The organism is Neisseria animalis (assembly GCF_900636515.1).
Lineage (GTDB): Bacteria > Pseudomonadota > Gammaproteobacteria > Burkholderiales > Neisseriaceae > Neisseria > Neisseria animalis.
The window spans coordinates 1,324,706-1,351,330 of sequence record NZ_LR134287.1 but is presented as its reverse complement, the minus strand read 5'-3'; the positions used below and the strand labels follow the sequence as shown (position 1 = coordinate 1,351,330).

Annotated in this window: 24 protein-coding genes and 1 tRNA gene; 5 read left to right on the top strand and 20 right to left on the bottom strand. The window is 50.2% G+C overall.

Annotated elements, in window-relative coordinates; all coding sequences use genetic code 11:
* Positions 1–83: 83 nt before the first annotated feature.
* The 12 genes from EL111_RS06330 to EL111_RS06275 form a co-directional block, all read right to left on the bottom strand.
* Complete coding sequence (locus EL111_RS06330; RefSeq protein WP_123795364.1) at positions 84–1,442, bottom strand: PFL family protein; 1,359 nt, start codon at positions 1,440–1,442, stop codon at positions 84–86.
* A gap of 15 nt (positions 1,443–1,457) precedes the next feature.
* Positions 1,458–1,739 carry an ACT domain-containing protein gene (locus EL111_RS06325; protein WP_123795363.1) on the bottom strand — a complete coding sequence of 94 codons (282 nt, stop codon included), beginning with the start codon at positions 1,737–1,739 and terminating at the stop codon, positions 1,458–1,460.
* 167 nt (positions 1,740–1,906) lie between these two features.
* Positions 1,907–2,227, bottom strand: a complete 321-nt coding sequence (locus EL111_RS06320; RefSeq protein ID WP_123795362.1) for a DNA-binding protein — start codon at positions 2,225–2,227, stop codon at positions 1,907–1,909.
* Positions 2,211–2,513 (bottom strand): integration host factor subunit alpha, encoded by a 303-nt coding sequence (locus tag EL111_RS06315; RefSeq protein ID WP_123795361.1) that lies wholly within the window; start codon positions 2,511–2,513, stop codon positions 2,211–2,213. Before EL111_RS06315 ends, EL111_RS06320 begins: the two co-directional genes overlap by 17 nt.
* A 368-nt stretch (positions 2,514–2,881) precedes the next feature.
* Positions 2,882–5,245, bottom strand: coding sequence for a phenylalanine--tRNA ligase subunit beta (gene pheT, locus EL111_RS06310; protein ID WP_123795360.1), 2,364 nt, complete (start codon positions 5,243–5,245; stop codon positions 2,882–2,884).
* Between the two features lie 58 nt (positions 5,246–5,303).
* The gene (locus tag EL111_RS06305) at positions 5,304–6,221 is read right to left on the bottom strand and encodes a restriction endonuclease (protein WP_123795359.1); all 918 of its coding nucleotides are present in this window, start codon (positions 6,219–6,221) and stop codon (positions 5,304–5,306) included.
* Positions 6,222–6,227: 6 nt separating this feature from the next.
* The gene (pheS, locus tag EL111_RS06300) at positions 6,228–7,217 is read right to left on the bottom strand and encodes a phenylalanine--tRNA ligase subunit alpha (RefSeq protein WP_123795358.1); all 990 of its coding nucleotides are present in this window, start codon (positions 7,215–7,217) and stop codon (positions 6,228–6,230) included.
* A 235-nt stretch (positions 7,218–7,452) separates the two neighbouring features.
* Positions 7,453–7,809 carry a 50S ribosomal protein L20 gene (rplT, locus tag EL111_RS06295; protein WP_123795357.1) on the bottom strand — a complete coding sequence of 119 codons (357 nt, stop codon included), beginning with the start codon at positions 7,807–7,809 and terminating at the stop codon, positions 7,453–7,455.
* 12 nt (positions 7,810–7,821) lie between these two features.
* The gene (rpmI, locus tag EL111_RS06290) at positions 7,822–8,019 is read right to left on the bottom strand and encodes a 50S ribosomal protein L35 (RefSeq protein WP_123795356.1); all 198 of its coding nucleotides are present in this window, start codon (positions 8,017–8,019) and stop codon (positions 7,822–7,824) included.
* 147 nt (positions 8,020–8,166) lie between these two features.
* Complete coding sequence (gene infC / locus EL111_RS06285) at positions 8,167–8,688, bottom strand: translation initiation factor IF-3 (RefSeq protein WP_123795355.1); 522 nt, start codon at positions 8,686–8,688, stop codon at positions 8,167–8,169.
* 17 nt (positions 8,689–8,705) lie between these two features.
* Positions 8,706–10,619 carry a threonine--tRNA ligase gene (thrS, locus tag EL111_RS06280; protein ID WP_123795354.1) on the bottom strand — a complete coding sequence of 638 codons (1,914 nt, stop codon included), beginning with the start codon at positions 10,617–10,619 and terminating at the stop codon, positions 8,706–8,708.
* 81 nt (positions 10,620–10,700) lie between these two features.
* Positions 10,701–10,777, bottom strand: a tRNA-Val gene (locus EL111_RS06275).
* 135 nt (positions 10,778–10,912) lie between these two features.
* Between EL111_RS06275 and tgt the strand changes: the two genes are divergently transcribed.
* Complete coding sequence (tgt, locus tag EL111_RS06270) at positions 10,913–12,028, top strand: tRNA guanosine(34) transglycosylase Tgt (protein ID WP_123795353.1); 1,116 nt, start codon at positions 10,913–10,915, stop codon at positions 12,026–12,028.
* A gap of 100 nt (positions 12,029–12,128) precedes the next feature.
* On the opposite strand, the gene thrH is transcribed toward tgt, so the two are convergent.
* From thrH to EL111_RS06255, 3 genes are read right to left on the bottom strand one after another with little or no spacing between them, the layout of a single operon-like run.
* Positions 12,129–12,728 carry a bifunctional phosphoserine phosphatase/homoserine phosphotransferase ThrH gene (thrH, locus tag EL111_RS06265; protein WP_123795352.1) on the bottom strand — a complete coding sequence of 200 codons (600 nt, stop codon included), beginning with the start codon at positions 12,726–12,728 and terminating at the stop codon, positions 12,129–12,131.
* A gap of 8 nt (positions 12,729–12,736) precedes the next feature.
* Positions 12,737–13,351: a LysE family translocator gene (locus EL111_RS06260; RefSeq protein WP_123795351.1), complete on the bottom strand. Its 615-nt coding sequence runs from the start codon at positions 13,349–13,351 to the stop codon at positions 12,737–12,739.
* A gap of 1 nt (position 13,352) precedes the next feature.
* The gene (locus EL111_RS06255; RefSeq protein ID WP_162842968.1) at positions 13,353–14,090 is read right to left on the bottom strand and encodes a 2OG-Fe dioxygenase family protein; all 738 of its coding nucleotides are present in this window, start codon (positions 14,088–14,090) and stop codon (positions 13,353–13,355) included.
* Between the two features lie 234 nt (positions 14,091–14,324).
* Between EL111_RS06255 and EL111_RS06250 the strand changes: the two genes are divergently transcribed.
* Both EL111_RS06250 and EL111_RS06245 read left to right on the top strand, forming a co-directional pair.
* Positions 14,325–15,170, top strand: coding sequence for a LysR family transcriptional regulator (locus tag EL111_RS06250; protein ID WP_231998365.1), 846 nt, complete (start codon positions 14,325–14,327; stop codon positions 15,168–15,170).
* Between the two features lie 211 nt (positions 15,171–15,381).
* Positions 15,382–18,471 (top strand): DNA translocase FtsK, encoded by a 3,090-nt coding sequence (locus EL111_RS06245; protein ID WP_123795349.1) that lies wholly within the window; start codon positions 15,382–15,384, stop codon positions 18,469–18,471.
* A 454-nt stretch (positions 18,472–18,925) separates the two neighbouring features.
* Here EL111_RS06245 and EL111_RS06240 read toward each other — a convergent pair whose 3' ends face one another.
* Positions 18,926–19,966, bottom strand: coding sequence for a zinc-dependent alcohol dehydrogenase family protein (locus EL111_RS06240; RefSeq protein ID WP_123795348.1), 1,041 nt, complete (start codon positions 19,964–19,966; stop codon positions 18,926–18,928).
* Positions 19,967–20,200: 234 nt separating this feature from the next.
* On the opposite strand from EL111_RS06240, the gene mutY reads away from it, so the two are divergent.
* On the top strand, positions 20,201–21,247 hold the full coding sequence (gene mutY / locus EL111_RS06235) for an A/G-specific adenine glycosylase (protein WP_123795347.1): 1,047 nt from the start codon (positions 20,201–20,203) through the stop codon (positions 21,245–21,247).
* 99 nt (positions 21,248–21,346) lie between these two features.
* Positions 21,347–22,096, top strand: coding sequence for a type I 3-dehydroquinate dehydratase (aroD, locus tag EL111_RS06230; RefSeq protein ID WP_123795346.1), 750 nt, complete (start codon positions 21,347–21,349; stop codon positions 22,094–22,096).
* A 488-nt stretch (positions 22,097–22,584) separates the two neighbouring features.
* On the opposite strand, the gene bfr (EL111_RS06225) is transcribed toward aroD, so the two are convergent.
* The 4 genes from bfr (EL111_RS06225) to radA all read right to left on the bottom strand — a co-directional run bounded on the left by bfr (EL111_RS06225) (position 22,585) and on the right by radA (position 26,621).
* The gene (gene bfr, locus EL111_RS06225) at positions 22,585–23,058 is read right to left on the bottom strand and encodes a bacterioferritin (RefSeq protein ID WP_123795345.1); all 474 of its coding nucleotides are present in this window, start codon (positions 23,056–23,058) and stop codon (positions 22,585–22,587) included.
* 23 nt (positions 23,059–23,081) lie between these two features.
* Positions 23,082–23,546, bottom strand: coding sequence for a bacterioferritin (bfr, locus tag EL111_RS06220; protein WP_123795344.1), 465 nt, complete (start codon positions 23,544–23,546; stop codon positions 23,082–23,084).
* 485 nt (positions 23,547–24,031) lie between these two features.
* Positions 24,032–24,913: a DMT family transporter gene (locus EL111_RS06215; protein ID WP_123795343.1), complete on the bottom strand. Its 882-nt coding sequence runs from the start codon at positions 24,911–24,913 to the stop codon at positions 24,032–24,034.
* A gap of 331 nt (positions 24,914–25,244) precedes the next feature.
* Entirely contained in the window at positions 25,245–26,621 is a 1,377-nt protein-coding gene (gene radA, locus EL111_RS06210) for a DNA repair protein RadA (protein WP_123795342.1), read from the bottom strand.
* Positions 26,622–26,625: the final 4 nt, after the last annotated feature.

Below are 26,625 nucleotides of genomic sequence, written 5' to 3'. Positions count from 1 at the left end.
TCGCTCAAAGTCAAAACATGAACCATTTGCTTGTACCGCTAATCTTGCCGGCAGCATTGAAATGCTTCGTTTCTGGTTGATGACTAGTTTTTCATGGACTGAACCGGTGCCGGTATGCGGCCGCCGCGTTTGACGAACACTTCGCAACTGCCTTCTTTCACCGGCATAATCGGCGCATAACCGAGCAAACCGCCGAATTCGACGCTTTCGCCCACGTCTTTGCCCGTTACCGGAATAATGCGTACTGCGGTGGTTTTGTTGTTGATCATACCGATGGCAGCTTCATCGGCAATGATGCCGGAAATGGTGGCGGCGGATGTGTGGCCGGGTACGGCAATCATGTCCAAGCCGACCGAGCAGACGGCCGTCATCGCTTCCAGTTTGTCCAAAGTCAGCACGCCGGATTCGGCCGCCGCAATCATGCCTTCGTCTTCGGATACGGGGATAAACGCGCCGCTCAAGCCGCCTACCGCGCTGGAAGCCATCATGCCGCCTTTTTTCACCGCATCGTTGAGCAGGGCCAATGCGGCGGTCGTACCGTGGGTTCCGCACACGCTCAAGCCCATTTCTTCCAAAATGCGCGCTACCGAATCGCCCACTGCGGGGGTTGGTGCCAGAGACAAATCCAAAATGCCGAACGGAATATCCAGCATTTTGGCCGCCTCATGGCCGATTAATTCGCCTACACGGGTAATTTTAAACGCTGTTTTCTTCACCACTTCGGCAATTTCGGTCAAATCATCCGTATCCGCGCAATTTTGCAGCGCGGCCTGTACCACGCCGGGGCCGGACACGCCGACATTAATCACGGCATCCGCTTCTCCCGATCCGTGGAACGCGCCCGCCATAAACGGATTGTCTTCCACCGCATTGCAAAACACCACCAGCTTGGCGCATCCGAAGCCCTCCGGCGTAATCTCCGCCGTGCGCTTGATGGTTTCGCCCGCCAGTTTGACCGCATCCATATTGATGCCGGCGCGGGTGCTGCCGATATTGATGGAGCTGCACACGATATCCGTGGTTTTCATCGCCTCGGGAATCGAGCGGATTAATACTTCGTCGGAAGGCGACATACCTTTTTGCACCAGCGCGGAGAAGCCGCCGATAAACGACACTCCGATGGCTTTGGCGGCTTTGTCCAAAGTCTGCGCCACGCTCACATACGAATCTGCTTTGGTGGCGGCGGCAATCTGCGCGATGGGGGTTACGGAAATACGCTGGTTCACAATCGGCACGCCGTATTTGGCGGAGAGGTGCTTGGCCGCGGCCACCAAATCTTTGCCGATGGTGGTGATTTTGTTGTAGATATTTTGGTTTAACACATCAATATCGCTGCTGATGCAGTCATGCAGATCGATGCCGATGGTAATCGTGCGCACGTCGAAATTCTGATCGGCGACCATGCGCACGGTTTCGAGGATTTCATTGGATTGGATGCTCATTTTTCAGACGGCCTTTCAAATGCGGTGCATGGCTCGGAAAATATCTTCGTTTTGCATACGGATATCCAAAGCCAGCTTTTTGCTCTCGGCAGTAAACAAATCCAAAATTTCCTGACGCGATTTCGGGCATTTCGAAGTATCGACCAAAATAATCATGGTAAAAAAATCGTCCATCAGCTGCTGGCTGATATTGACGATATTGATTTGGTTTTCGGCTAAAATTTTAGATACATCGTAAACGATGCCGACACGGTCTTTACCGATAACGGTAATTACGGAGTTGCTGGTTTGACTCATGATAAATTCTTTCTGGCTGAATCATTAAGGTACGGCACGCTTATGCCGTCTGCAAAAACGATAGAAATTATACAGGATTTCAGAGGATAGGCCGAAATCCCTTAATTCGTTTATATTGGGTTAAAAATAAAACCGATTGGGGGAGGCCAACCGGTTAAAAGTTGAGATTATTTGGTCAAAGCTTTATCCAAGTCCGCCAAAATATTTTTCAGTCCGACACGGACTTCTTCGGCATCGGCAGCAGGATTGCCGTCTGCATCTAAAGCACCTTGGCTGAAGCTGTCCACATAAGGCGCAAAAGTGTCTTTTAGTTTTAACAGTTTGACAACATCCGAACGGGTATAACGCTCACCGCCATGACCGATAACGATACCGTTTTCATGCTGCCATTGGGCGAATTGGGAAGGGCTGATTTGCAGCAGCGAGCACATTTCGTCCAGCGTAAAATAACGTTGTGCAGGAACGGACGGATTAGCGTTGTTTGTCATAATAATGCTCCACCATGCCTTTGAGTTTTTGGCTGGCATGGAAAGTAACGACACGGCGCGCACTGATCGGCACTTCTTCGCCGGTTTTAGGATTGCGGCCCGGACGTTGGGGCTTGTCGCGCAGTTGGAAGTTGCCGAAGCCGGAAATTTTGATTTCTTCTCCGCGAGCCAGAGTGCTGCGGATTTCTTCAAAGAAAAGTTCGACGATTTCTTTGGCGTCGTTTTTGGTCACATTGCTGACTTTATCGACCAAAATATCGGCCAGTTCTGCTTTTGTGAGTGTCATATTCTTACCTTTATTTTCAACAGGTGGGGATTATTACTAAATTTTTCTTAAAAATCAAGTGTCAGAGCCAATATTTGCATCAGGTTCGATGGTTTTTTTCGGCATGGAAAAAGGGAAAATATCGGAACATCAAATCGATTTTATGTATTGCCAAGCAGCATTGCTATATGGGCAGCAAATCAGCCAATATTGATACTCAATACAGAATATCGTTGCCTGATTATTTTTAATCTCGGGCCGGTCATTGAAAAATCAGACAGATAAGACCGTCTGATTTTTCAAATTGCCACCGGCTTCGGGCTGCATAAACTCAGATATGGTACAACGTAAGAATTTAGATGTTGTGCCACTGTCTGTTATGTTTTGTGCTAAACACGAAGCTGCGCACCGGCCGCAACTGCCGCTGCAACCAAATCCGCCATAACCGGTTCAACCACGCCGTCGGTTAAAGTGGCTTCCATATCCTGCAGCAATACTTTTACCGCCATGCTCTTCATGCCTTCGGGCAGGCCTGTGCCGCGGTATACGTCGAATACTTCGATTTCGCGGATCAGCGGGCTTTTCACGCTGTTTAAGGCGGCAAGCAGCTTGTCGCAGGTCATGTCTTCGGGCATCACGAATGCCAAATCCCTGCGTGCGGGTTGGAATTTCGATACCGGGAGGTAACGTGTTTTTTCGCGTCCGAGCACGGTATCTATGTCGATTTCGAATACCAGAGCCGTTTGCGGCAAGTCGTATTTTTGCAACCATTTCGGATGCAGTTCGCCGACAAAGCCGACCGTGCGGCCGTCGATTTGGATTTCGGCGGTGCGGCCGGGGTGCAACGCGGGATGGACGGCTTTAACAAAGGCCGCCTGCTTGCCTGCCAGCAGGTTTTCGATGTCGGCTTTGACATCGTAAAAATCGGCCGGGCGGGCTTTTTCGCCCCATTGTTCGGGCAGTGCGCTGCCGTAAACCAAGCCGCCGATGCGTTCGTTTTGAACGAAGAGGCCGTCTGAATCTTTGCCGAACACGCGGGCAATTTCGAAAATGCGCACGCGGTTTTGCTTGCGGTTCAGATTGTTTTGCAGGATTTCCACCAGACCGCCGATGAGCGTGGAACGCATTACGGCGTATTGCGCCGCCAGCGGGTTTTGCAGGCGGATGGGGTCGGTGTTTGCAGCAAAATCCTGCTCCCATTGCTCGTTTACAAAAGCATAGCTCACTACTTCCTGATAACCGCGCGCTGCCATTTGGCTGTAAACGGCAAAACGGTTGCGGCGGGTTTCCGGCAAGGCCAGCATTTTCAGACGGCCTGAAGTGTAATCGTCGGGAATGTTTTCATAGCCGTATACGCGGGCGATTTCTTCAATCAGGTCGGCTTCGATTCCGATGTCGAAACGGAAGCTCGGCGCGTTCACTTCAAAACCGCCTTCGACAGCCACGGGGTTTAATCCCAAATGCTGCAAAATCGTTGCAACACGGTCGGCTTCGATGCTCACGCCCAATAATTTTTCCACCCGCGCCAAGCGCACGGTAACGCTTTTTGCAGACGGCAGTTTGCCCGCGGCTTCCACCGTTTCGCCGGCCGAGCCGCCGCAGATTTGCAATACCAGTTCGGTGGCACGCTCGACCGCATCGGCCTGCAAGGTGTAATCCACGCCGCGCTCGAAGCGGAAAGAGGAATCTGAGCCGAATCCGTATTGGCGCGATTTGCCCGCGATGATTTCCGGCGCGAACCAAGCCGCTTCGAGAACGATGTTTTTCGTGCCGTCTGAAACGGCGCTGCTTTCGCCGCCCATCAGTCCGGCCATGCTCAGCGCGCCTTTTTCATCGGCCACCACCAGCGTGTTTTCAGACAGGCATACGGTTTTTTCGTTCAAACACGCCAATTCTTCGCCTTCAACCGCGCGGCGTACAATCAGGCTGCCTGAAATCTTGTCGGCATCGAAAACGTGCATCGGCTGGCCGAGTTCCAGCATCACATAATTGCCGATGTCCACCAGCGCGGAAATGCTGCGCACGCCGCTGCGCTCCAAACGCTGCCGCATCCAAGCGGGTGTTTGTGCCTGGGCGTTTACGCCTTCGATGACGCGGCTGATGAAACGGCCGCAATCTTCCGGCGCATCGATGCGCACGGCCTGCGTTTTCCCGCCGGTAACAGAGGCCGTCTGAATATGCGGAAACTGCACCGCACATCGGGTCAGTGCCGATACTTCGCGGGCGATGCCTTTAATGCTGAGGCAGTCGGTACGGTTCGGCGTGATTTTCAGCGTGAAAACTGTGTCGTCCAAATCCAAATATTCACGGATATTTTGGCCGACTGGCGCGTCGGCGGGCAGGATGTGCAGACCGTCCACGCCATCATCGGGCAGGCCCAGCTCGTCGGTGGAACACAGCATGCCGTTGGAAACCACGCCGCGCATTTGAGTCGGCTTGATTTTAAAGTTTCCCGGCAGCACCGCTCCCGGCAGCGAACACGGTACTTTAATCCCCGGCTTCACGTTCGGCGCACCGCACACAATTTGAATCAGTTCGCCGGTACCCGCATCCACTTGGGTAATGTTCAAACGGTCGGCATCGGGATGTTTTTCCACCGACTTCACTTCCGCCACCACCACGCCGCTGAACTCAGGCGCGGCGGCATCGGCTTCTTCGACTTCCAAACCCGCCATCGTCAGCAGGTGGGCAAGTTGCTCGGCGGAAAGATTGGGATTGGCTTGGGTTTTGAGCCAGGAATAGGAGAATTGCATTCTTTTATCTCTTGTTTTTTAATTTAGTGAATTGGTTTTCAGGTGCGGCCTGGGCAATTTAATTTTCTTCCAGATAAAAACCATCTAGTTGATAAGTGGTTACTGGTGTGATGTATAACTTATATTTTTCCACTAATTCAATAATCCGATCGCCGTCAATCAATGTAATCGGATATTTTCCTTCACGAGCATATTTTTCCGCATCACGTGAAAAGCTGGCAGTAGTGATAAAAATGCCAAATTCTGCATTGTTATTAACCATTGCACCTGTAAATTTATCAATTTCAGGTGTGCCGATGCGTTGCTTATCCTGCCAACGCTTGGCCTGTATGGCGACGCGAGAAGTGCGGAAGTCATCGGAAACAATGTAACCGTAGCCGTCTATACCGCCGTCTCTTGTTGCAGAGATACCTTTGGTTTCGTCAATATCCACTCCCATCTTCTTAACCAAAGCGCGGCAGAACATTTCAAATTTCCCGGGTTTCATATTGAGCAAAGCCTGTTTCAACTGTAATTTCCAGCTTTCGACAGCAGCTTCATCTTCATCCTCAATATTTTCATATTCCGGTTCTTCAATAGAAACTTCACTGAAATGCTTTTTGCGTTTGGCAGATCGCTTTTCCCATTGTGGTCTAGAGAGCGTGTATATTTCTTCTATATCCAACCGCTCTACCTGACACATTCTACCCTTTTCAGTCAAAGCCACTACACCACGTTCAGGGAAAGTTACAAAACCTGCCATTTCCAAGTTGATAATACTAAAATTGAACACAAAATTAAACGGATGATATAGCCCGCCATTTTTGGCTGGCCTAGTTTCATCAATAACGCTTTCAGGAATCTCATGAACCGATGTTTTGATTTCATGTTTTAATTCTTTTCGGCTGGCTTTTCCGCCTAAATTTTGGAGTAGCTTGATTAAAATCGGCATGAGCATTTTTTCCTGCTCATTTCTTTTCAGATGTTCAAATTTCATCAGCGTTTATTTAAATTGTTTCAAAAAGTTCAAATCGTTATCAAAGAACAAGCGCAGGTCGTTCACGCCGTAGCGCAACATGGCGAAGCGGTCGAGGCCGATGCCGAAGGCGAAACCGGTGTATTTTTCCGGATCGATGTTGACGTTGCGCAATACATTCGGATGCACCATGCCGCAGCCGCCGACTTCCAGCCATTTGCCGTTGTCGCCCATGATGTCGATTTCGGCGGAAGGTTCGGTAAAGGGGAAGAATGAGGGACGGAAGCGCACTTGCAAATCGTCTCGCTCGAAAAAGCGGCGGATAAAGTCGGTAAACACGGCTTTCAGGTCGGCAAAGGTAACGCCTTCCTCTACCCACAGCCCTTCGGCTTGGTGGAACATGGGCGAATGTGTGGCATCGCTGTCGACGCGGTATACCCGGCCGGGCGCGATGATGCGGATGGGCGGGTTTTTCTTATCCAGCATATAGCGGATTTGAATGGGCGAGGTGTGGGTGCGCAAAACGTCGCCGTTTTCCACGTAAAACGTATCCTGCATGGCGCGGGCGGGGTGGTTTTGCGGGATGTTCAGGGCTTGGAAATTGTGAAAATCATCTTCGATTTCGGGACCGTCGGCCACTTCGAAGCCCATACCGTGGAACAGCTCGACCACGCGTTGCAGGGTCAGAGTAACCGGATGCAGGCCGCCTGAAACTTGACCGCGGCCGGGGAGGGTCACATCCAAAGCCTCGGCAGCCAGCCGGGCTTCCAGCTTGGCGGTATTCAGCGCATCGCGCTTAGCATTATAGGCCGTCTGAAATTGGTTTTTGCATTCGTTGATGTGCGCACCGACGGTTTTGCGCTCTTCGGGCGACATTTGGCCCAGTTGTTTGAGCAGGAGGTTGAGTTCGCCGGTTTTACCGAGGTATTGGGCTTTGACTTGTTCCAAGGCGTTGAAATCTGTCGCAGTTTCTAAGGCTGCGATGCCTTCGGCAACGATACGGTTTACATTTTCCATAAGAGTCTTTGTTGTTTGAAAGTTGGCGGAGGCGGGCGGGTCAAACAAAAAAAGAATAAGGCCGTCTGAAGTTTCAGACGGCATTGCAACCACGCCAATCCGCTAGATAAAATCGGTTTATATTCTAACGCAATTTATGTCAAAAAAACAGCATTTTCAAGAAAAAAATCAACCACATAGAAATTTAAAAATAAAAAAAGGAAACCGAAGTTTCCTTTTTTAAATCTGGCAATGCTTAAGCCAAAGCAGCTTTGGCTTTTTCAACCAATTGCGCGAATGCCGGTTTGTCGAATACAGCCAAATCAGCCAATACTTTGCGGTCGATTTCGATAGACGCGCGTTTCAGACCGTTCATGAATTTGCTGTAAGACAGGCCGTTTTCACGGGCACCTGCATTGATACGCACAATCCACAGTTGGCGGAATTGGCGTTTACGTTGGCGGCGGTCGCGGTATGCATATTGACCGGCCTTCATTACCGCTTGCTTGGCAACGCGGTAAACGTTTTTACGACGACCGCGGTAGCCCTTGGCTAACGCGAAGATTTTTTGGTGGCGGGCACGTGCGGTAACACCGCGTTTTACGCGTGGCATAGTTCAAACTCCTTAAGCGTAGGGTAACATTTTAGCAACTGCAGCCAAATCGCGTTCGTTCACCATAGCGGTGCCGCGCAGGTTGCGTTTGGTTTTAGTGGTTTTTTTGGTCAGGATATGGCTTTTGAAAGCATGACCGCGTTTCACACCACCGTTACCCAGTACTTTAAAGCGTTTTTTCGCACTGGATTTGGTTTTCATTTTAGGCATGGGAAAACTCCATTCATTGTTAGATAAGGTATAAGGGGGTTTAAACAGCAAAGCATTCCAAACACTTGAAACCCGAATACCACGGTTTTTGCCGCTTCCTTCAAACTTGTTCCGCGCGGCAATCAGAACAAGCCGATTATTATAATCTTATTTTTTCTTAGGCGCAATCATCATCACCATCTGACGGCCTTCCATTTTCGGAAAGGACTCAATTTGCGCCACTTCGGCCAAATCTTCTTTCACGCGCTCCAAAAGCTGCGCACCCAATTGTTGGTGTGCCATTTCCCGGCCGCGGAAACGCAATGTAACTTTTACTTTATCACCATCTGCCAAAAAGCGGTTGATGTTGCGCATTTTGATTTGGTAATCGCCTTCATCGGTACCCGGACGGAATTTGATTTCCTTGATTTGTACCTGTTTTTGGTTTTTCTTGGCTTCGTCGCGTTTTTTGGCCTGCTGGTATTTGTATTTACCAAAGTCCATCAATTTGCACACGGGCGGTTTGGCAGTAGGGGAAATTTCTACCAAATCTACATCTTTCTCTTCCGCCATAGCCAATGCTTCACGAAGAGACACTACCCCAAGCTGTTCGCCTGAATCACTGATTAATCGCACTTCCTTGGCGGTAATTTCGCCATTAATTCGTGCTTCGCGTTCCTGAGCGATGATGATACTCCTTTTAAAAATTAATGATTAACAAGGGCTTCGGCGATTTCATGTTTCAACCGGGCAATAAAATCATCCAAGTTTAACGAACCCAAGTCCTCTGCTTTGCGGCGTACGGCCACTTTATTTTCTTGTTTCTCTTTATCGCCGACAACGATTTGATAAGGGAAACGGTATTGGCTGTTGTCGCGGATTTTGTAACCGATTTTTTCGTTGCGCAAATCCAACTCGACACGGAAACCGGCAGCCTGCAATCTGGCGGCCACTTCACGACAGTAATCCGCTTGATTTTCGGTGATGTTCATAATCACCATCTGTACCGGAGCCAGCCACAATGGGAACGAACCGGCATGGTTTTCAATCAGAATGCCGATAAAACGCTCCAATGAGCCGAGAATGGCGCGGTGCAACATCACCGGACGGGCGCGATCGTTGTTTTCGGTAACATATTCCGCATTCAAGCGTTCCGGTAATACGAAGTCTAATTGCAGCGTACCGCACTGCCAAGAGCGGCCGAGTGCGTCCTTGACGTGATATTCGATTTTCGGACCGTAAAAAGCACCTTCTCCCGGCAATTCTTCCCATTCCACGCCGCAAGCGGTCAGGGCATCGCGCAAACCCTGCTCGGCCTTATCCCAAATTTCATCGGAACCGGCGCGCTGCTCGGGACGCAATGACAGTTTCACCGAAACATCATGGAAACCAAACTGCTTGTAAATACGCGCCAGCAATTCGTTGAACGCTTGCGCTTCGGATACGATTTGGTCTTCGGTACAGAAAATATGCGCATCGTCTTGCACGAAACCGCGTACGCGCATCAGGCCGTGCAACGCGCCGGTCGGTTCATTACGGTGGCAGGAACCGAATTCGGCCAAACGCATCGGCAAATCACGGTATGAGCGCAGGCTGTTGTTGAATACCTGCACATGACCCGGACAGTTCATCGGTTTTACCGCGTATTCGCGTTTTTCCGACTGGGTCGTAAACATGTTGTCTTTGTAGTTTTCCCAGTGACCCGAACGCTCCCAGAAGGTTTTGTCCATCATCATCGGGGTTTTGATTTCTTTATAGCCTGCCGCATCCAGCTCGCGGCGCATATGCTGCTCGATAGCCTGCCACAGTGCCCAGCCTTTCGGATGCCAGAACACCATGCCCGGTGCTTCGTCTTGCAGGTGGAACAAATCCAATTGCCTGCCCAGCTTGCGGTGGTCGCGCTTTTCAGCCTCTTCGATGCGCCGGATATAGGCTTTCAATTCGTCTTTGCCTGCCCATGCCGTACCGTAAATGCGTTGCAGCATTTCATTATTGCTGTCTCCGCGCCAGTAGGCACCTGCCAGCTTGGTCAGCTTGAAGTTTTTCAAAAAACGGGTATTCGGAACGTGCGGACCGCGGCACATATCGACATATTCCTGATGGTGGTACAAGCCCATGGCTTCCACTTCAGGCATATCTTCAATCAGGCGCAGTTTGTATTCTTCGCCCCGTTCTTGGAACGTTTTAATGGTTTCGGCACGCGGAGTCATTACCTTAATGACATCGTAATCCTGCGCAATCAATTCCTTCATGCGCGCTTCAATGGCTGCAACATCTTCCGGTGTAAAAGGCTTTTCGGTGGCGATATCGTAGTAAAAACCGTCTTCGATAACAGGCCCGATAACCATTTTGGCATTCGGATAAAGCTGTTTGACCGCATGGCCGACCAAGTGCGCACAAGAATGGCGGATGATTTCCACACCTTCTTGGTCTTTCGGAGTAATAATCTGCACATCGGCATCTTCGGTAATCGGATCGCAAGCATCAACCAACTTGCCGTTTACTTTGCCCGCAACCGCAGCCTTCGCCAAACTCGCACCGATAGAAGCGGCGATTTGCGCCACGGTAACAGGGGATTCGTATTGGCGGACCGAGCCGTCCGGCAAGGTAATGTTCAACATGGGATACTCCGAGGCCAGTAATGCAGTAATTATTGTTTATATATAAAAACAACAAAACCTTATGGTTTTGTTGTAAATATTTGGTAGGCACGATTGGATTCGAACCAACGACCCCCACCATGTCAAGGTGGTGCTCTAACCAACTGAGCTACGTGCCTGCAAAAGACAGAAAAGGATTTTATCCGATTGTTTCGGAGCTTGGCAAGTGTTGGTTGTATTTTTCAGACGGCATAAGCACAATTCCGTTATAATTCTGATTAATTTCATTACTTCAAATTCAAATCCAACGCGATATGCTCAAATTCACCCTGCACAAAACCGACGGCCACGCACGCCGCGGCACGCTCGAACTCAACCACGGTACAATCGAAACCCCCGTATTCATGCCTGTCGGCACCTACGGCTCGGTCAAAGCCATGACTCCCGACAACCTGCACGACATCAAAGCGCAGATTATTTTAGGCAACACCTACCATTTATGGCTGCGCCCCGGCCTCGAAGTCATCGAACAATTCGGCGGCCTGCACGGCTTTATCGGCTGGAACAAACCCATCCTCACCGATTCCGGCGGCTTCCAAGTCTTCTCCCTTTCAGACATGCGCAAGCTCACCGAAGAAGGCTGTACCTTCAAAAGCCCGATTAACGGCGACAAACTCTTTCTCTCGCCCGAAATCTCGATGAAAATCCAAACCGTATTAAACTCCGACATCGTCATGCAGCTCGACGAATGCACTCCGGGCGAAGCCGGCCGCGAACAGGCGCGCCTATCGCTGCAAATGAGCCTGCGCTGGGCGGAGCGCAGCAAAAAAGCCTTTGAAGACCTCAAAAACCCCAACGCCCTCTTCGGCATCGTACAAGGCGCAATGTATGAAGACCTGCGCGAAGAATCGCTCAAAGGATTGGAGCAATTCGACTTCCCCGGCCTTGCTATCGGCGGTCTCTCCGTCGGCGAACCCAAGCCCGAAATGTACCGCATGATACGCGCCGTTGGTCCCATGCTGCCTGCACACAAACCGCATTATCTGATGGGTGTCGGCACCCCCGAAGATTTGGTTTACGGCGTGGCGCACGGCATCGATATGTTCGATTGCGTGATGCCCACCCGCAACGCCCGCAACGGCTGGCTGTTTACCCGCTTCGGCGACATCAAAATCAAAAACGCCAAACACAAACACGACACCCGCCCCTTGGACGAAAGCTGCACCTGCTACGCCTGCCGCAACTTCAGCCGCGCCTATCTGCACCACTTGCACCGCGCCGGCGAAATCCTCGGCGCACAGCTCAACACCATCCACAACCTGCATTTCTACCAAGTCATCATGGCCGAAATGCGCGAAGCCATCGAGCAGGGTAAATTTGCCGACTGGCAGGCACAATTCCACGAAAACCGCGCAAGAGGTACAGATTGATTTAGCTTTAACCGTCCAACGTTGTACAAAGGCCGTCTGCATATTCGATTATACTGATAAATCAGATATGCAGACGGCCTTTGGCGGCTTAAAAATCATTTCAAACCACAGCCAATATCTCCGAATAATGTTTGGTAACGGTTATACCATCAGGTACATGTTTTCCCGCTTCTGCAGACGGCCTGAATAAAAAACCCTTATCCGCATACTGCAACATTGAAAAGTCATTAAACGTATCGCCTACCGCAATACAAAAATCCCCTTTTTTAACGATTTTCGCCAATACTTCATGCTTTCCTTGGGTATGCGTATAAACAGCCTTGCGGATGAGTCCGTCGGCATTGCATTCGAAATAATTGGTATGAACTGCCTCAACAGCCAAAGGCTCCAATGCCGTTCCGATAATTTCAGCAAACGCATCCGTTACCACATGAATTTCAAAGCCTTTGCGCTTCAACTGAGCGACAAAATCCGCTGCACCCTCCAACAGCCGCACTTCATCCGAGTATGCCGACAAATGTGCCAGTCTGATTCCGTTTTGCGCCAACAAAGAGATTCTCTCCTCCATCAGCTTACTGAAATCCGGTTCTTGACGCGTGGTTTTTGCCAACTGCGGCAATCCCAGTTTTTCCGCATAGATTTCCCACAACTCAGGGTATAACACTCCCTCCATATCCAAAAACGCATACTTTTTCATCATGATTTCTCCTATACTGAAGCAAATATCAGCATCAGCCCCAGCAAAGCCAAGACCACACCGATGATTCGGTTAACCGCTACCTGCCTCCGAATCAAGCTGTTGCGGATAAGGGGATTGCCCAATACCGTAGCTACCGCCGCAAACCAGACCAAATGCGCCAGCGACATAAATGCTCCGTAGCCTGCCTGTACCGCCAACGACGTATCACTACCGACAATCTGGGTAAAAGTGGATAAAACGAACAAAGTGGTTTTCGGATTTAGTGCATTGGTCACAAAACCATTTTTAAACGCCTGCACATTGCTTAAAGCCTGTTCCGGATACCCTGCCAAATCCACAGATACAGGGAGGTGACGGAAAGTCTGCCAGCCCACATACACCAAATAAACCGCACCCAATAACTTAACCGCATGAAACACAAAAGGAAAACGCAGCAACAACACACTTACGCCCAATAAGGTATAAGCAACGTGTATCCAGACTGCCGAAGCAATCCCCAGCGCCGTCAATATTCCCGCCCGCTTGCCATAAAGGTAGCTGTTGCGTGTCGTCATCGCAAAATCCCCGCCGGGACTGATAACAGCCAATACGGTAATGGCGGCTACTGCTAAAAGTTCGTTCATTTCAAACAGCCGCTTTCTCTTTAAAAGTTATTACCAACACATCACGATACGCTTTTTCTATATTTTCATCTTTTCTGAAAATCGGGCTTACTCCATGGAAAACCTGAGTATCATCAACAATTGCCGCATCAAATGTTTCCGATAATGTAAACGCAGAAAGTTTGTTTCGTTCCAAATCATAAATAGCGGTTTCCCCACCTTCGACATTACAACGGGAAGCCATAACCATGAATACAAAAGACACTCCGTCGCGATGCACGCCTTCAGGTGTAGGCAGCCCGATATTTTTCTCTTTGGCAGTAATTCGAAACTGATGTACCCCGATGAAATAGTTTTTCGGTTTGCATTTTGAAAATACCGAATAAGCCAACTTTATCAGTGCCTCAAATACTTCATTTTGTAAAAAGTCCCCCGAAATCTCTTGAAAATATCTGGCAACCCCACCGTTCAACGTATTGTAATCTTTCGTTTGGTAGTGAGGTTGGTAAGGCAGCAGTTGTATGGACTGCTCCGAAGAGACGGTTTCAAAAACAGCATGAGCGCGCTGCCTATACTTGCCTCCATCAGCCATAAAAGTATCTTCACCCAAGCCCTCCCAACTTTGTATAAAGGTACGAACCGTTTCTTTTGTCGGATAATGCAAGAGAATTTCTCCCATAATCTGCTTGATTTTATCTGCCGGAAGATATAAAAAATGCTTTTGCTCCAATTGCTCCGCAATTTCAAGCAAACAGTCCAAATTATTGTTTATAGTCATTTAAAATAAGAATGATACAGCGTTGCTTTGCCTTGCCGTACTATGTGTACTGTCTGCGGCTTCGCTGCCTTGTCTCATTCTTATTTTATTCGACTATATATTTTGATACTTCATATTCCCTCCTTAAAAAAACCGAGTAATAATAATTTTGAATAAAATTATGACTGTTTTACCCCTTTTGAAAAATCGAATTATTTTCCGCAAATAGGTGAAATTTTGGAACAGATAAACCTCAACCGCATGCCGTTTAACGCACTGAAGTTTTTCTACCATGCCGCACATACGGGCAGCATCACCGAAGCAGCAAGAATACTCCACGTTACTCACGGTGCAGTCAGCAAACAGATTAAACTGCTGGAGCAATTCACAGGCGTATCTTTATTTGTCAAACAAGGACGCGGCTTGCGGCTTTCGGCGCAAGGGGTAGAGCTGATGGGGTGTTGCCGCCATATTTTCGAAGAATTGGACAACACGCTGCGCCGCATTGCACCGCAGGAAAAACGTGATTTAGTGGTATCGTGCGAACCGATATTGGCGATGAAATGGCTGATTCCGCGTATCGGCGCATTCCAGCAGGCACACGGCTTTAATGTCGTTATTTTGGCAGCAGGCGGCATGGTGGACTTTGCCCGTCAGTCAATCGACGCGGCCTTACGGCGCAACGACTTTATGTGGCCGTCTGAAATATTTGCAGAAGCTGTTGCAGCAGAAAAAACAGGCGTGGTGCACATTCCCGCCTTAACGCAATACAAAAAACTCCATACCCATACCCGACCCCTGGCATGGCGGGATTGGCAAAATCAAACAGGCATCAGCTTTGAAGCCGAGGGCGAGCTGTTTTTCGAGCACTTTTATCTGTGCATACAGGCCGCCATTGCCGGAATGGGTGCTGCTGTGGTTTCAGAAAAAATGGTGGAAGATGAAATCAACAAAGGTATTTTCATTGCACCGCATGGTTTTTGCGCCGACGGTTCCCACTACTATTTACTGTCGGACAAACCCTTTGCCGCCGACACGCGCAAGCAGCTCTTTTTGGAATGGGTCAGGCAGGAGATGGCTTGAATCAGACACTAAACAGATAATGCTTCTGGCAAACTGAAGCACAAATGCCGTCTGCAAATTTCATACGGTTTGGCTGAGTTTTCTGCTTGAGTAATCGTAAGGAATCATCAAAGGGCAGGGCGGTTTTTGCAGACGGCTTTTTATTCGTGCTGAAACACGTTAGAATAGAGAGCTTTGCTGTTTAAGAGAATAAGATTAAATAAGGCTTTGTATGCTGTGGACTGTTTTGGTGTTTTTATTGCTGTGTGCGATTGGCGGGGCGTTATGGCTGCATTACCGTCAAGAGCAGGAGTGGCGTCGGGAGCTGTCGGATTTTGCTGATAATGGGGAGCTGCCGGAGGATATGCGTGTCGGTATGCCGTCTGTAAATTCGTGGTGGCGGCATTTAATCGGATTAAATCCGTTACGCCGCAGCAAAGCAGGGCAGAGCAGCTTTCAGGCACGTTTGCGCTTGCTGGCGGCGCAAAAGCAAATGCGGGCGGAAGATACGGAAACATGGGATTATGTTGACGATCAAACAGTGTTTTCCGCAGCGGAAACGGAGCAGGAAGATAAGGTACAATACGGACAATCTGCCCGGGCAAAGGGTAGCGTGCGCTTGCCTGCTTATCCTGAAATTGTGCCGTTTGTGGAAATGGAAGTGCCGGAATACCGTCCGCGTAAGGTCAGCGGTACGGATTGGGAGGAAATTACCCTGCAAGATGCGCGCCAATCTTTAAGTGAGGCGGTGATGCAGGAATATGCCGAACGGAGTGTCCATGCTCCGGCAGCAACGGAGAAACAGGCCGAACCTTCCGGCATGGAAACATTGATTAAAACGTCGCGCAGTCCGATTAAAGGTTTGGAAATTATTGACTTAGACGATCCTGTGCTGCGCCGTACCCGTAACCGTGTATTGGCAGATGTTGATTCCCTGCATTTGAAAACAATGAAGCGGGCGGAAACAGCGAATTTGCAGACGGCCTCGGATTACCGTTCTGCTGTTGCGGCAGGTATTTCAAGCAATAGAATTGAAATCAGTATGGACAGTATCCAAAACGATTTGGCGCGCCAGTCTGCTGCGCGCGGTCGTTTGGCGGCTGCGGTTGCACCTGTGCGTCATTATCAGCCGCCAACCATACAAAGTGATGAAATTCTTGCAAATTTAGGACAGCAACTGCCGCGCCGTCAGGCACGATCCATGCGCCATATTGAAGCGGCGCGCCAAGATGTGTCTGGTTCAGAGCGTTCGGTTCAGGGGGTAAGTGCGGTTAAAACCAACAAGCCGCAAGGTTCGCAGCCTCAGCAGCGTGCTTATGTTTCTCCTTTTGCCGCTCGTTCCGTTAGCGCGGTTCCTGATGTTTCCGCTCAGACGGTATCTCCGGAAACGGTTTCACAACCTTCTGTTGCCCCGCAAGAGGCGCTTGCACAAAACACCGCTTTGGTCGAAAAAGCGGCACAGAGTGTATCCTATCACCCGACGGAATCCGAAGTAACGGTAAGCGCACACATCAGCAATTATCCTGAACGTTCGATTCACGATTTCCTCACCCAAGAATCTGGCTCTTCGGCAGCGGTGGCAACCCCTGTTGGAGCTGCGGTATGGCACGAAGAGGAAGTTTCGGACGTTGCGCCTGTTTCGGATGTTAAACCGCAACAGCCCGCAATATTGCCGTCTGCAAAAACAGAAGAGTCTCAGGCTGAATTTACGCCGGTGTCCAATCGGTTGAGCGCGCCCGAGCCGGTCCGTCTTCAGGCCGCGCACACCGAAGTGCTTGCGGAGCAAACCCCGTCTCCGGTTGTTGCACCTGTTGCAAACATCAATGAAAATCAAAGTGGTACAACAATTTTGCCTTCTCTTGATTTGTTGCTGCCGCCGCAATTCGATCCGAGTGCGAAGCAGACAGAAGAAGCTCTGCTGGAAAACAGTATTACCATTGAAGAGAAACTGGCGGAGTTTAAAGTTAAAGTCAAAGTGATGGACGCTTATTCCGGCCCGGTCATCACCCGCTACGAAATCGAGCCCGATGTAGGCGTGCGCGGCAATTCAGTGCTGAATTTGGAAAAAGACTTGGCGCGCTCTTTAGGCGTGGCTTCTATCCGCGTGGTCGAAACCATTCCGGGCAAAACCTGCATGGGCTTGGAGCTGCCCAACCCGCGCCGCCAAACCATACGATTGAGTGAAATCTTTAATTCGCAAACCTTTAAAGAATCCCGTTCCAAACTGACTTTGGCCTTGGGGCAAGACATTACCGGAGAGCCCGTAGTTACCGACTTGGCGAAAGCACCGCATTTGTTGGTAGCGGGTACAACCGGCTCGGGTAAATCGGTAGGCGTGAATGCCATGATTTTATCCATGCTGTTCAAAGCCACGCCGGAAGAAGTGCGGATGATTATGATTGACCCGAAAATGCTGGAATTGAGCATTTACGAGGGCATTCCCCACCTGCTCGCCCCAGTGGTAACAGACATGAAATTGGCTGCCAATGCGCTGAATTGGTGTGTCAACGAAATGGAAAAACGCTATCGTCTGATGAGTCATGCAGGCGTGCGCAATCTGGCCGGATTCAACCAAAAAATCGCAGAAGCAGCAGCCCGAGGCGAAAAAATCGTTAATCCGTTTACACTTACGCCGGATAATCCCGAATATTTGGAAAAATTGCCGTTTATCGTGGTGGTTGTGGACGAGTTTGCCGACTTGATGATGACGGCAGGTAAGAAAATCGAAGAACTGATTGCCCGTTTGGCTCAAAAAGCGCGTGCCGCAGGCATTCATTTGATTTTGGCAACGCAACGCCCGAGCGTGGACGTTATTACCGGATTGATTAAAGCAAATATTCCGACCCGCATTGCTTTCCAAGTATCGGGTAAAGTGGACAGCCGCACGATTCTCGATCAAATGGGCGCAGAAAATCTGCTGGGACAAGGAGATATGCTGTTTTTACCGCCGGGTACGGGTTATCCGCAGCGCGTACACGGAGCGTTTGCCTCCGATGAAGAAGTGCATCATGTGGTCGAATATCTCAAACAATTCGGCGAGCCTGATTATATTGACGAAATCCTCAGCGGCGGCATGGAAGAACTGCCGGGCATCGGGCGCAGCAACGACAGCGATGTCGATCCGATGTATGACGAAGCCGTAGCATTTGTCATCAAATCGCGTAAGGCAAGTATCTCAGGCGTACAGCGCGCATTGCGTATCGGCTACAACCGCGCAGCCCGACTGATTGACCAAATGGAAAGCGACGGCATCGTTTCAGCCCCTGAAAGTAACGGCAACCGTACCATTCTGGCCAGAAGCAGCGAACATTTAGACGATTAATAGAGCAAGATGCTCGTAAAAGGCCGTCTGTAAAAATGGTTGGATAACACAGCGTGAAGCAAGGCAGCAAAGTTGCTGTACGTGAGGACAAATACCGTTCGGCGGACTTACTGTTCTAGTATAGTCATTTAAAATAAGAATGATACAGCGTTGCTTTGCCTTGCCGTACTATGTGTACTGTCTGCGGCTTCGCTGCCTTGTCTCATTCTTATTTTATTCGACTATAGCTTAGCCAAACCCTCTCTTTAGGCCATAGCGCGGTAACTGCATCATTCTGCATCATCCGACTATTTTACAGACGGTCTTTCTGATTATTTGGGGCGGATATTGGATATTTGCAGATGAAATCAAGACAGGTTTGGTTGCTGTATGTTTGAGTACGGCAGGGTTTCTTTACGGCAAACAAAAGCCGTCTGAAAATTTCAGACGGCTTTTTTTATCTGCGTTTTAAAGATTAGTCGGCAGACAATACCACTTTCATGGCTTGGTTTTCGGAAGCGTGTTTGAATACATCGTATGCTTCTTCCAACTCGCTGAATTTGAAGCGGTGGGTAATCATGCGGTTGAAATCGATGCTGCTGGTGGCAATGGCTTTCATCAGCATTTCGGTGGTGTTGGAGTTGACCAGACCGGTAGTGATTTTCAGGTTTTTAATCCACAGTTTTTCCAGTTTGAAATCAACTGCCTGACCGTGTACGCCGACCACGGCGACATTGCCGCCGGCTTTTACGGTTTCTTGGCACATATCCCAAGTGGCGGGGATACCGACTGCTTCGATGGCGCAGTCTACGCCGTCTTCGCCGACGATGGCTTTGACTTTTTCTACCACGTTGCCTTCAATCGGGTTGATGACATGGGTAGCACCCAATTCTTTTGCCAGCTTCAGGCGGTTTTCGTCCATATCACAGACAATCAGGGCGGCCGGGCTGTACAGTTGTGCTGTCAGCAGTGCAGACATACCGACAGGACCTGCACCGGCGATGAATACGGTATCGCCGGGTTTGACATCGCCGTACTGTACGCCGATTTCGTGTGCCGTCGGCAACGCATCGGAGAGCAGCAGTGCGACTTCATCGTTGATATTGTCGGGCAGCGGAATCAGGCTGTTGTCGGCGTAGGGAGTGCGTACAAATTCGGCTTGTGTGCCGTCAATCATGTAGCCGAGAATCCAACCGCCGTTGCGGCAGTGTGAGTAAAGCTGTTGTTTACAGTTGTCGCAAGTACAGCATTTGCTGACGCAGGAAATGATGACTTTGTCGCCGACTTTGATGTTTTTCACGGCAGAACCGACTTCTTCAACGATGCCGACACCTTCATGACCCAAAATACGGCCGTCTGCAACTTCGGGGTTTTTGCCTTTCCAAATGCCCAAGTCTGTACCGCAGATGGTGGTTTTTACGATTTTAACCACGGCATCTGTGGGGTCGATGATTTGCGGTTTGGCTTTTTCTTCAAAACGGATGTCGCCTGCACCGTGATAAACCATAGCTTTCATACTACTTGCCTTTCTTTAGAAAAAAGATTAACGGAATAGAGCATCAAAACTGTTTTATTGGTTTCTTTATAGTCTTTTTGTTAAGAAAAGTCAATACTTACTTAGGTTTCAATATGTCATAATATATCAATTATTAAAATATGTTAATTTGAAAAGATTTTATATGGCGGAGCAATGCTGAACAGGCAGTTGGTTTTCCGCTACAATAAGCGTTTTCAACGGAATGGGTATGCTATGGCAGATACGTCTGTTTTTGCCCGGCGTTTGATTGATTGGCAGCGGCTGAATGGCAGACACGGCTTGCCGTGGCAGGTGAAAGATCCTTATGCCGTCTGGCTTTCTGAAATCATGCTCCAGCAAACGCAGGTTGCAACGGTGTTGGATTATTATCCGCGTTTTTTGGAACGCTTTCCCAATGTCCGTGCTTTGGCGGATGCGCCGCAAGATGAGGTGTTGGCGCTGTGGGCGGGGCTGGGATATTACAGCCGTGCCCGTAATCTGCATAAGGCTGCACAACAAGTGGTGAACGAATTTGGCGGAAAGTTTCCGCAAACGCGGCAGGAATTGGAAAAGCTGTGCGGTGTCGGCCGCAGTACGGCTGCGGCCATTGCGGCTTTTGCGTTTGACCGGCGCGAAACGATTTTGGACGGCAACGTCAAGCGCGTACTCTGCCGTTTATACGTTCAGGACGGCAACCCGCAGGACAGGAAATTCGAGCAGCAGCTTTGGCAGTTGGCGGAGAGCCTTATGCCGTCTGCAAACAGCGATATGCCGGCTTATACGCAGGGACTGATGGACTTGGGAGCAACGGTGTGCAGGCGCAGCAATCCCTTGTGCGGCAAATGCCCGATGGCCGATATGTGCGGGGCAAAACAGCAAAACCGTATCGGCGAGCTGCCGCGTAAGAAAACAGCGGTTGAAGTGCAGAACCTGCCGTTGTATTGGTTGGTAGTACGCAACGGGAACGGCGCGGTCTGGCTGGAAAAGCGTCCGGCAAAAGGTATCTGGGGCGGACTGTATTGCGTACCGTGTTTCGGCAGTTTGCAGGAAATGTATGACTATGCCGGACAATCGGGTATCGGTTGGGACGAAATGGAAGAATGTGAGGCATTTACCCACAGATTAACGCATCGGCTGCTGTGGGTTACGCCGTTTGAAACCCGTTCGGACAAAATGGCAGAGGGTGCAGACGGCATTTGGGCGGAGCAGGGCGAATGGCAGGCATACGGGCTGCCGAAACCGCTGGCGAAATATCTGCAAGCCGTCTGCAAATCCGCATAATATCCGCATATTGCCGCCAAGAAAGATATTGCGGCTTGCAGTCAAACGGCGATTAGGCTACATTTGGCGGCAGTTTGTCTGATAAATAAGGGAGAAAAAATGAAAACCGTTCACATCCGTCATGTCGAGTTGGGAGCAGGATTGCCGAAAATTGCCGTGCCGCTGGTGGCGGAAAATGCAGACGGCCTCAAACAGGCGCTTGCTGATTTGCAGGGCTTGAGTTTTGATGTGGTGGAGTTCCGCGTTGATTTTCTCAAGCAGGCGGCGGATGCGGATTATGTGATGGCGCAAACGGAAATGGTGCGTGCCGCACTGCCTGATGTGCCGCTGCTGTTTACTTTCCGCCGCGCCGAAGAGGGCGGCTGCTGTCCGTGTCGTGCCGAGTATTATGTTGAGCTACTTGGCCGCGCGGCGCAGTCGGGTTTGATTGATATTTTGGATATTGAACTGTTTGCCGGAGACGAAACCGTTGCGGCATTGGTCGGGCTGGCGCAGGCAAACGGCGTGGCGGCTTTGTTGTGCAACCATGATTTTGAGCAGACACCTCCAAAAGCAGAGATTGTATGCCGTCTGCAAAAAATGGAAGCATTGGGTGCGGATATTTGCAAAATCGCGGTTATGCCGCAAACCGCTGCCGATGTGTTGGTGCTGCTTGATGCGACTCAGGAAGTTTTGCAGACGGCATTGCGGCCGGTTGTAACCATGTCTATGGGCAAGCTGGGGGTAATCAGCCGTCTTTCCGGCGGAACATTCGGTTCGGCAATGACGTTTGGCGCTGCCAAGCAGGCTTCTGCGCCGGGGCAGATTGCGGCAAACGAATTGCGCCGTATCTTAGACGTGTTGGGCTAGCCGTGCAGCCGAGAAGTTTTGTCGGACAGCGTGAACCGTATGATTATGCAGGGTCATTGAGCCGAAAGTGAAACTGTTCCGTATCCGCGTGGAAATTGTTTCGGATTATGCGCTGTCTGTCATATCAGCTTGAAGCGCTCCGTTATCGACAGCACAAAGATGATATGTGTTTTCAAACGGATGTTTGTCGTTTGCCGATTGTTGATGATGGCGGCGGTTTCGGCCGGGCGGTTGTTGCCGGTATGATGTGGTTTGTGCGGCTGCCTTTTGCTGAAAAACGGCGGCTTGAAAGTGTTTGGAATGTGTGGCCCAAAGCGGTTTGAATGGGCAGGCGGCTTTTTATATCAGCTTTTCATTGTTCTTAAAAAAAAGCAGACGGCATGTTCAGTAGGGATATGCCGTCTGCTTTTTGATTGGTGGAATACGCAGGGACTGCTTGGTTTCGGTAGGGATTTGTGTATCAAATCAGGCGGTTTGCCGTCTGATTTTTAGTCCTCTTGCGCCCCGAGTTGCAGGTAATTGGGCAGGCCGAGTTTGGCGATCAATTCCTGCTGGGTTTCCAACCAATCGATGTGCTCTTCATTGGTATCTTTTTGGGTTTCCAGCAAAGCGCGGCTGACATAGTCCTGCTGCGCTTCGCATACGGCGATGGCGGCCGACAGTGCTTCGTGTTTTTCCTGTTCTTTCTGCAAATCGCAGGCAATGATTTCTTCGGTGGTTTCACCAATCAGCAATTTGCCTAATTCCTGCAGATTCGGCAAGCCTTCTAAAAACAGGATACGCTCGATTAAATCATCGGCGGCTTTCATTTCTACGATGGATTGTTTGTAGAAATGTTTGCCCAATTCTTCAAAGCCCCAGTTTTTCAAAATGCGGGCATGGAGAAAATATTGGTTGATGGTTACCAAGAGCAAGCCGAGGTTTTTATTCAGCTCGCGGATAACCAAACGGTCGCCTTTCATATTTTATCCTTTCGCAAGCGGGATTACATTTGGCTTTGGTAGTAGTTGCCTTCGCCAATCAGCTCGATGAGGCGCAGCTGCTGTTCCAGCCAGTGGGCGTGATCTTCTTCGGTATCTTTAAGTTGGGCAACCATCAGATCGCGGCTCACATAGTCTTGGACTTCTTCGCACAGTTTGATGCCTTTTTTCAGCGCGTCGCGTACTTCGTATTCGGTGTTCAAATCTGCTTTCAGGCAGGAGATAACGTCGGTACCGATGTTGAGGGCGGCAGGTGTCATGTTCGGCGTACCGCCCAACATCAGGATACGGCGGATAAAGTCTTCCGCATGTTGGGTTTCTTCTTCCATTTCGTGATTGAGGCGTTCAAACAGCTTGGTGTAGCCCCACTCGGAATAAAGACGGGAATGGATAAAGTATTGATCTCGCGCTGCCAGCTCGCCGGCCAACAGTTCGTTCATATAGTCGAGAACAGCTTGATTGCCTTGCATGATGTTTTCCTTTTCTAAACTGCCTGAAATATGCTTCAGGCAGTGGTTGTTTCGATGGGCATATTGTAGGCAAAATTTTCCGGCTGTACAAATTTTCTATTTAAAATACAAAAAATTATCAAAGATGAAATCATGAAAAAAAGCCGTCTGCAAAATGCAAGCGGCTGTTTTTAATCGGTTTTAGACGATATTGGAATTGGTTGTTGCTTGCATTCATAAAGAATATTTACATATTTTAATAATAAATAAAAACAAATAATTCTACAAAATCCATCAAATTTAATAATATAGTCGAATAAAATAAGAATGAGACAAGGCAGTGAAGCCGCAGACAGTACACATAGTACGGCAAGGCAAAGCAACGCTGTATCATTCTTATTTTAAATGACTATAAATCATTATCATCTTGAATGTTGCATGGTTAGCAAGGTTCGGGGCAGCAGGCCGTCTGCAAAATGCCGGTTTTGCAGACGGCTTTCAACGAATCAGGCACTTTTGGATTTGAGCGAACCGAGATAAATGGCCAGCAGCGTCAGGACCGCGCCTCCCCATTGGAGGGTATTAATCGGTTTGTCCAGCCAAAAATAGTCGATTGCCAGCGCGGCAACGGGTTCGGAGAGCAGCAGCAGCCCCGTCAGCGACAGGGAAAGCAGGGGAACGGCATAGGCAATCAGCCCCCAAGCGAAGCATTGCATGATGGCGCCGTATATCAGCACCAAACCGATGTCGCGTAAAGAAGTCGGGTAAAGCGAGCCGCCGTCAAACACAAAAGCGGGCACAATCAGCGATGCCATGCCGCCGATGCTGAGCAACATCATCAGCGGGAACAGTGCGGTTTGCTCGATTTGGTGGGTTTTACGGATATATACCATCGACATGGCCAGCATTGCGCCCGAAGTAATGCCGCTGATAAAGCCCCAAGCCGCAGCGGAATTATGGCCGAATTCGGGGCTGGCAATCAGCGCGACACCGCACACGGCCAATACCAAGCTGAGGATTTGCAGCGGCGACAGGCGTTCGCGGTAGCAGAAATATCCGATGGCGGAAAGAAAGAAGATTTGCAGGCTGTTGAGCAGGGTGGAAATACCCGGGCCGACGCTGTGTATGCTTTCATGCCACAGAGCCAAATCAAACGCGAGAAAAACGCCGGAAATCAAGGCAGTGGTAACGGCTTTGCGGTTTTTAGGCAGTTTTTGCCCGAAAAACCGTGCCAGCAGCCAGAATATTACGGCGGCAATCGCCAAACGCCAGAATGCAATGGCATACGAGCCGACATCGACAAATTTGACAATCAGGCTGCCCAGCCCGAATACCACGCAGCCGACCACCAACAGCGGTGCGGCATAATTCCTGCCTGTTTGAGCCATTTTAATTCCTTATCGATGATGCAAACGGTTATTGTAACGCAACATGGTGGTATCCATTCGGCCGGATAGGGGTTGCTGCGCCTGATGTGCCTATTTTTGCTGCATGGCAAAATTAATGATGTGGTCATTGGCGCAAAAGGCCGTCTGCAAAATATGGCTTATCGTTGCATCACACAGAATAAGGCAAGGCAGACAGTAAGGTTCGGCGGACTTGTGCTGCTTGGGCAGTTTGGTCAAGTTCCTCTTTAAGCAATGCCACAGAATTTTATGCCAAGCGTCTATTCTTATTTGCAGACGGCCTTTTATATCCAAAACAAACGTCTTGAACCGATTATTCGGCATGACGGCAGATTTCAACCGCTTCCTGCAAACTCGATACCCCGAAAATCTCCAAACCCGGAAATTCCCGGACATTGCGCGGCATATTGGCTTTCGGCACGATGGCGCGTTTGAAGCCGAGCTTTTCCGCCTCTTTCAAGCGTTCTTGGCCGCGGGCGACGGGGCGCACCTCGCCGCTCAAGCCGATTTCGCCGAAAGCCACCATTTTTTCGGGCAGCGGACGGTTGCGGAAGCTGGAAAGCATGGCGAGTATCACCGCCAAATCTGCCGCCGGTTCGCCGATTTTGACACCGCCGACCGCGTTGAGAAACACATCTTGATCGAAGCAGGCAATGCCGCCGTGCCGGTTTAACACTGCCAGCAGCATGGCGAGGCGGTTTTGCTCCAGACCGACGGTCAGACGTTTGGGGGTAAAGCCGTGGGCATCGTCGACCAATGCTTGGATTTCCACCAGCAGCGGGCGCGAACCCTCTTGGGTAACGAGGACGCACGAACCGGGTACGTCGTCCCGATAGCTGGCCAGAAAAATCGCCGAAGGATTGGATACGCCTTTCAAGCCGTGTTCCGTCATGGCGAATACGCCCAATTCGTTGGCCGCACCGAAGCGGTTTTTGATGGCGCGGATCATGCGGTAGTTGGAATGCTGGTCGCCTTCAAAATACAAAACGGTATCGACCATATGCTCCAACACGCGGGGGCCTGCAATCGCCCCGTCTTTGGTGACGTGGCCGACTAAAATCATGGAGATGCCCATTTGCTTCGCCATCCGTGTCAGCTGCGCCGCACATTCTCGTACCTGCGACACCGAGCCGGGGGCGGAAGTAATCTGGTCGGAATACATGGTCTGGATTGAGTCGATAACCACCACTTGCGGTTCGTGCTGCTTCAAGGCCGTCTGAATTGCTTCCATGCGGATTTCGGCCAACAGGTTTACGCCATCGGCCGGCAATTCCAAACGCTGGGCGCGCAGGGCGACTTGTTGTGCCGATTCCTCACCCGATACATATAAAACCTTGCGTGTCTGTGCCATTTTGGCAATGGTTTGCAGCAGCAGTGTGGATTTGCCGATACCGGGGTCGCCGCCGAGCAAAATCACCGCGCCGTCTACCAAGCCGCCGCCCAATACGCGGTCGAGTTCGCCCATGCCGGTAGGATTGCGCGGCACTTCGGCGGCGGTAACGGATGCCAGCGACTGCACTTGCGAGGTATCCGCCGCCCAAGATTGGAATCTGGCGTTTTTCGGTTCGGGGGCGGAGAGGCTTTCCTGCAAGGTGTTCCACTCGCCGCAATGCGGACACTTGCCCTGCCATTTCGGCGCGGTGCCGCCGCATTCGGTGCATTGGTAAACGGTTTTGGGTGCTTTGGCCATGATT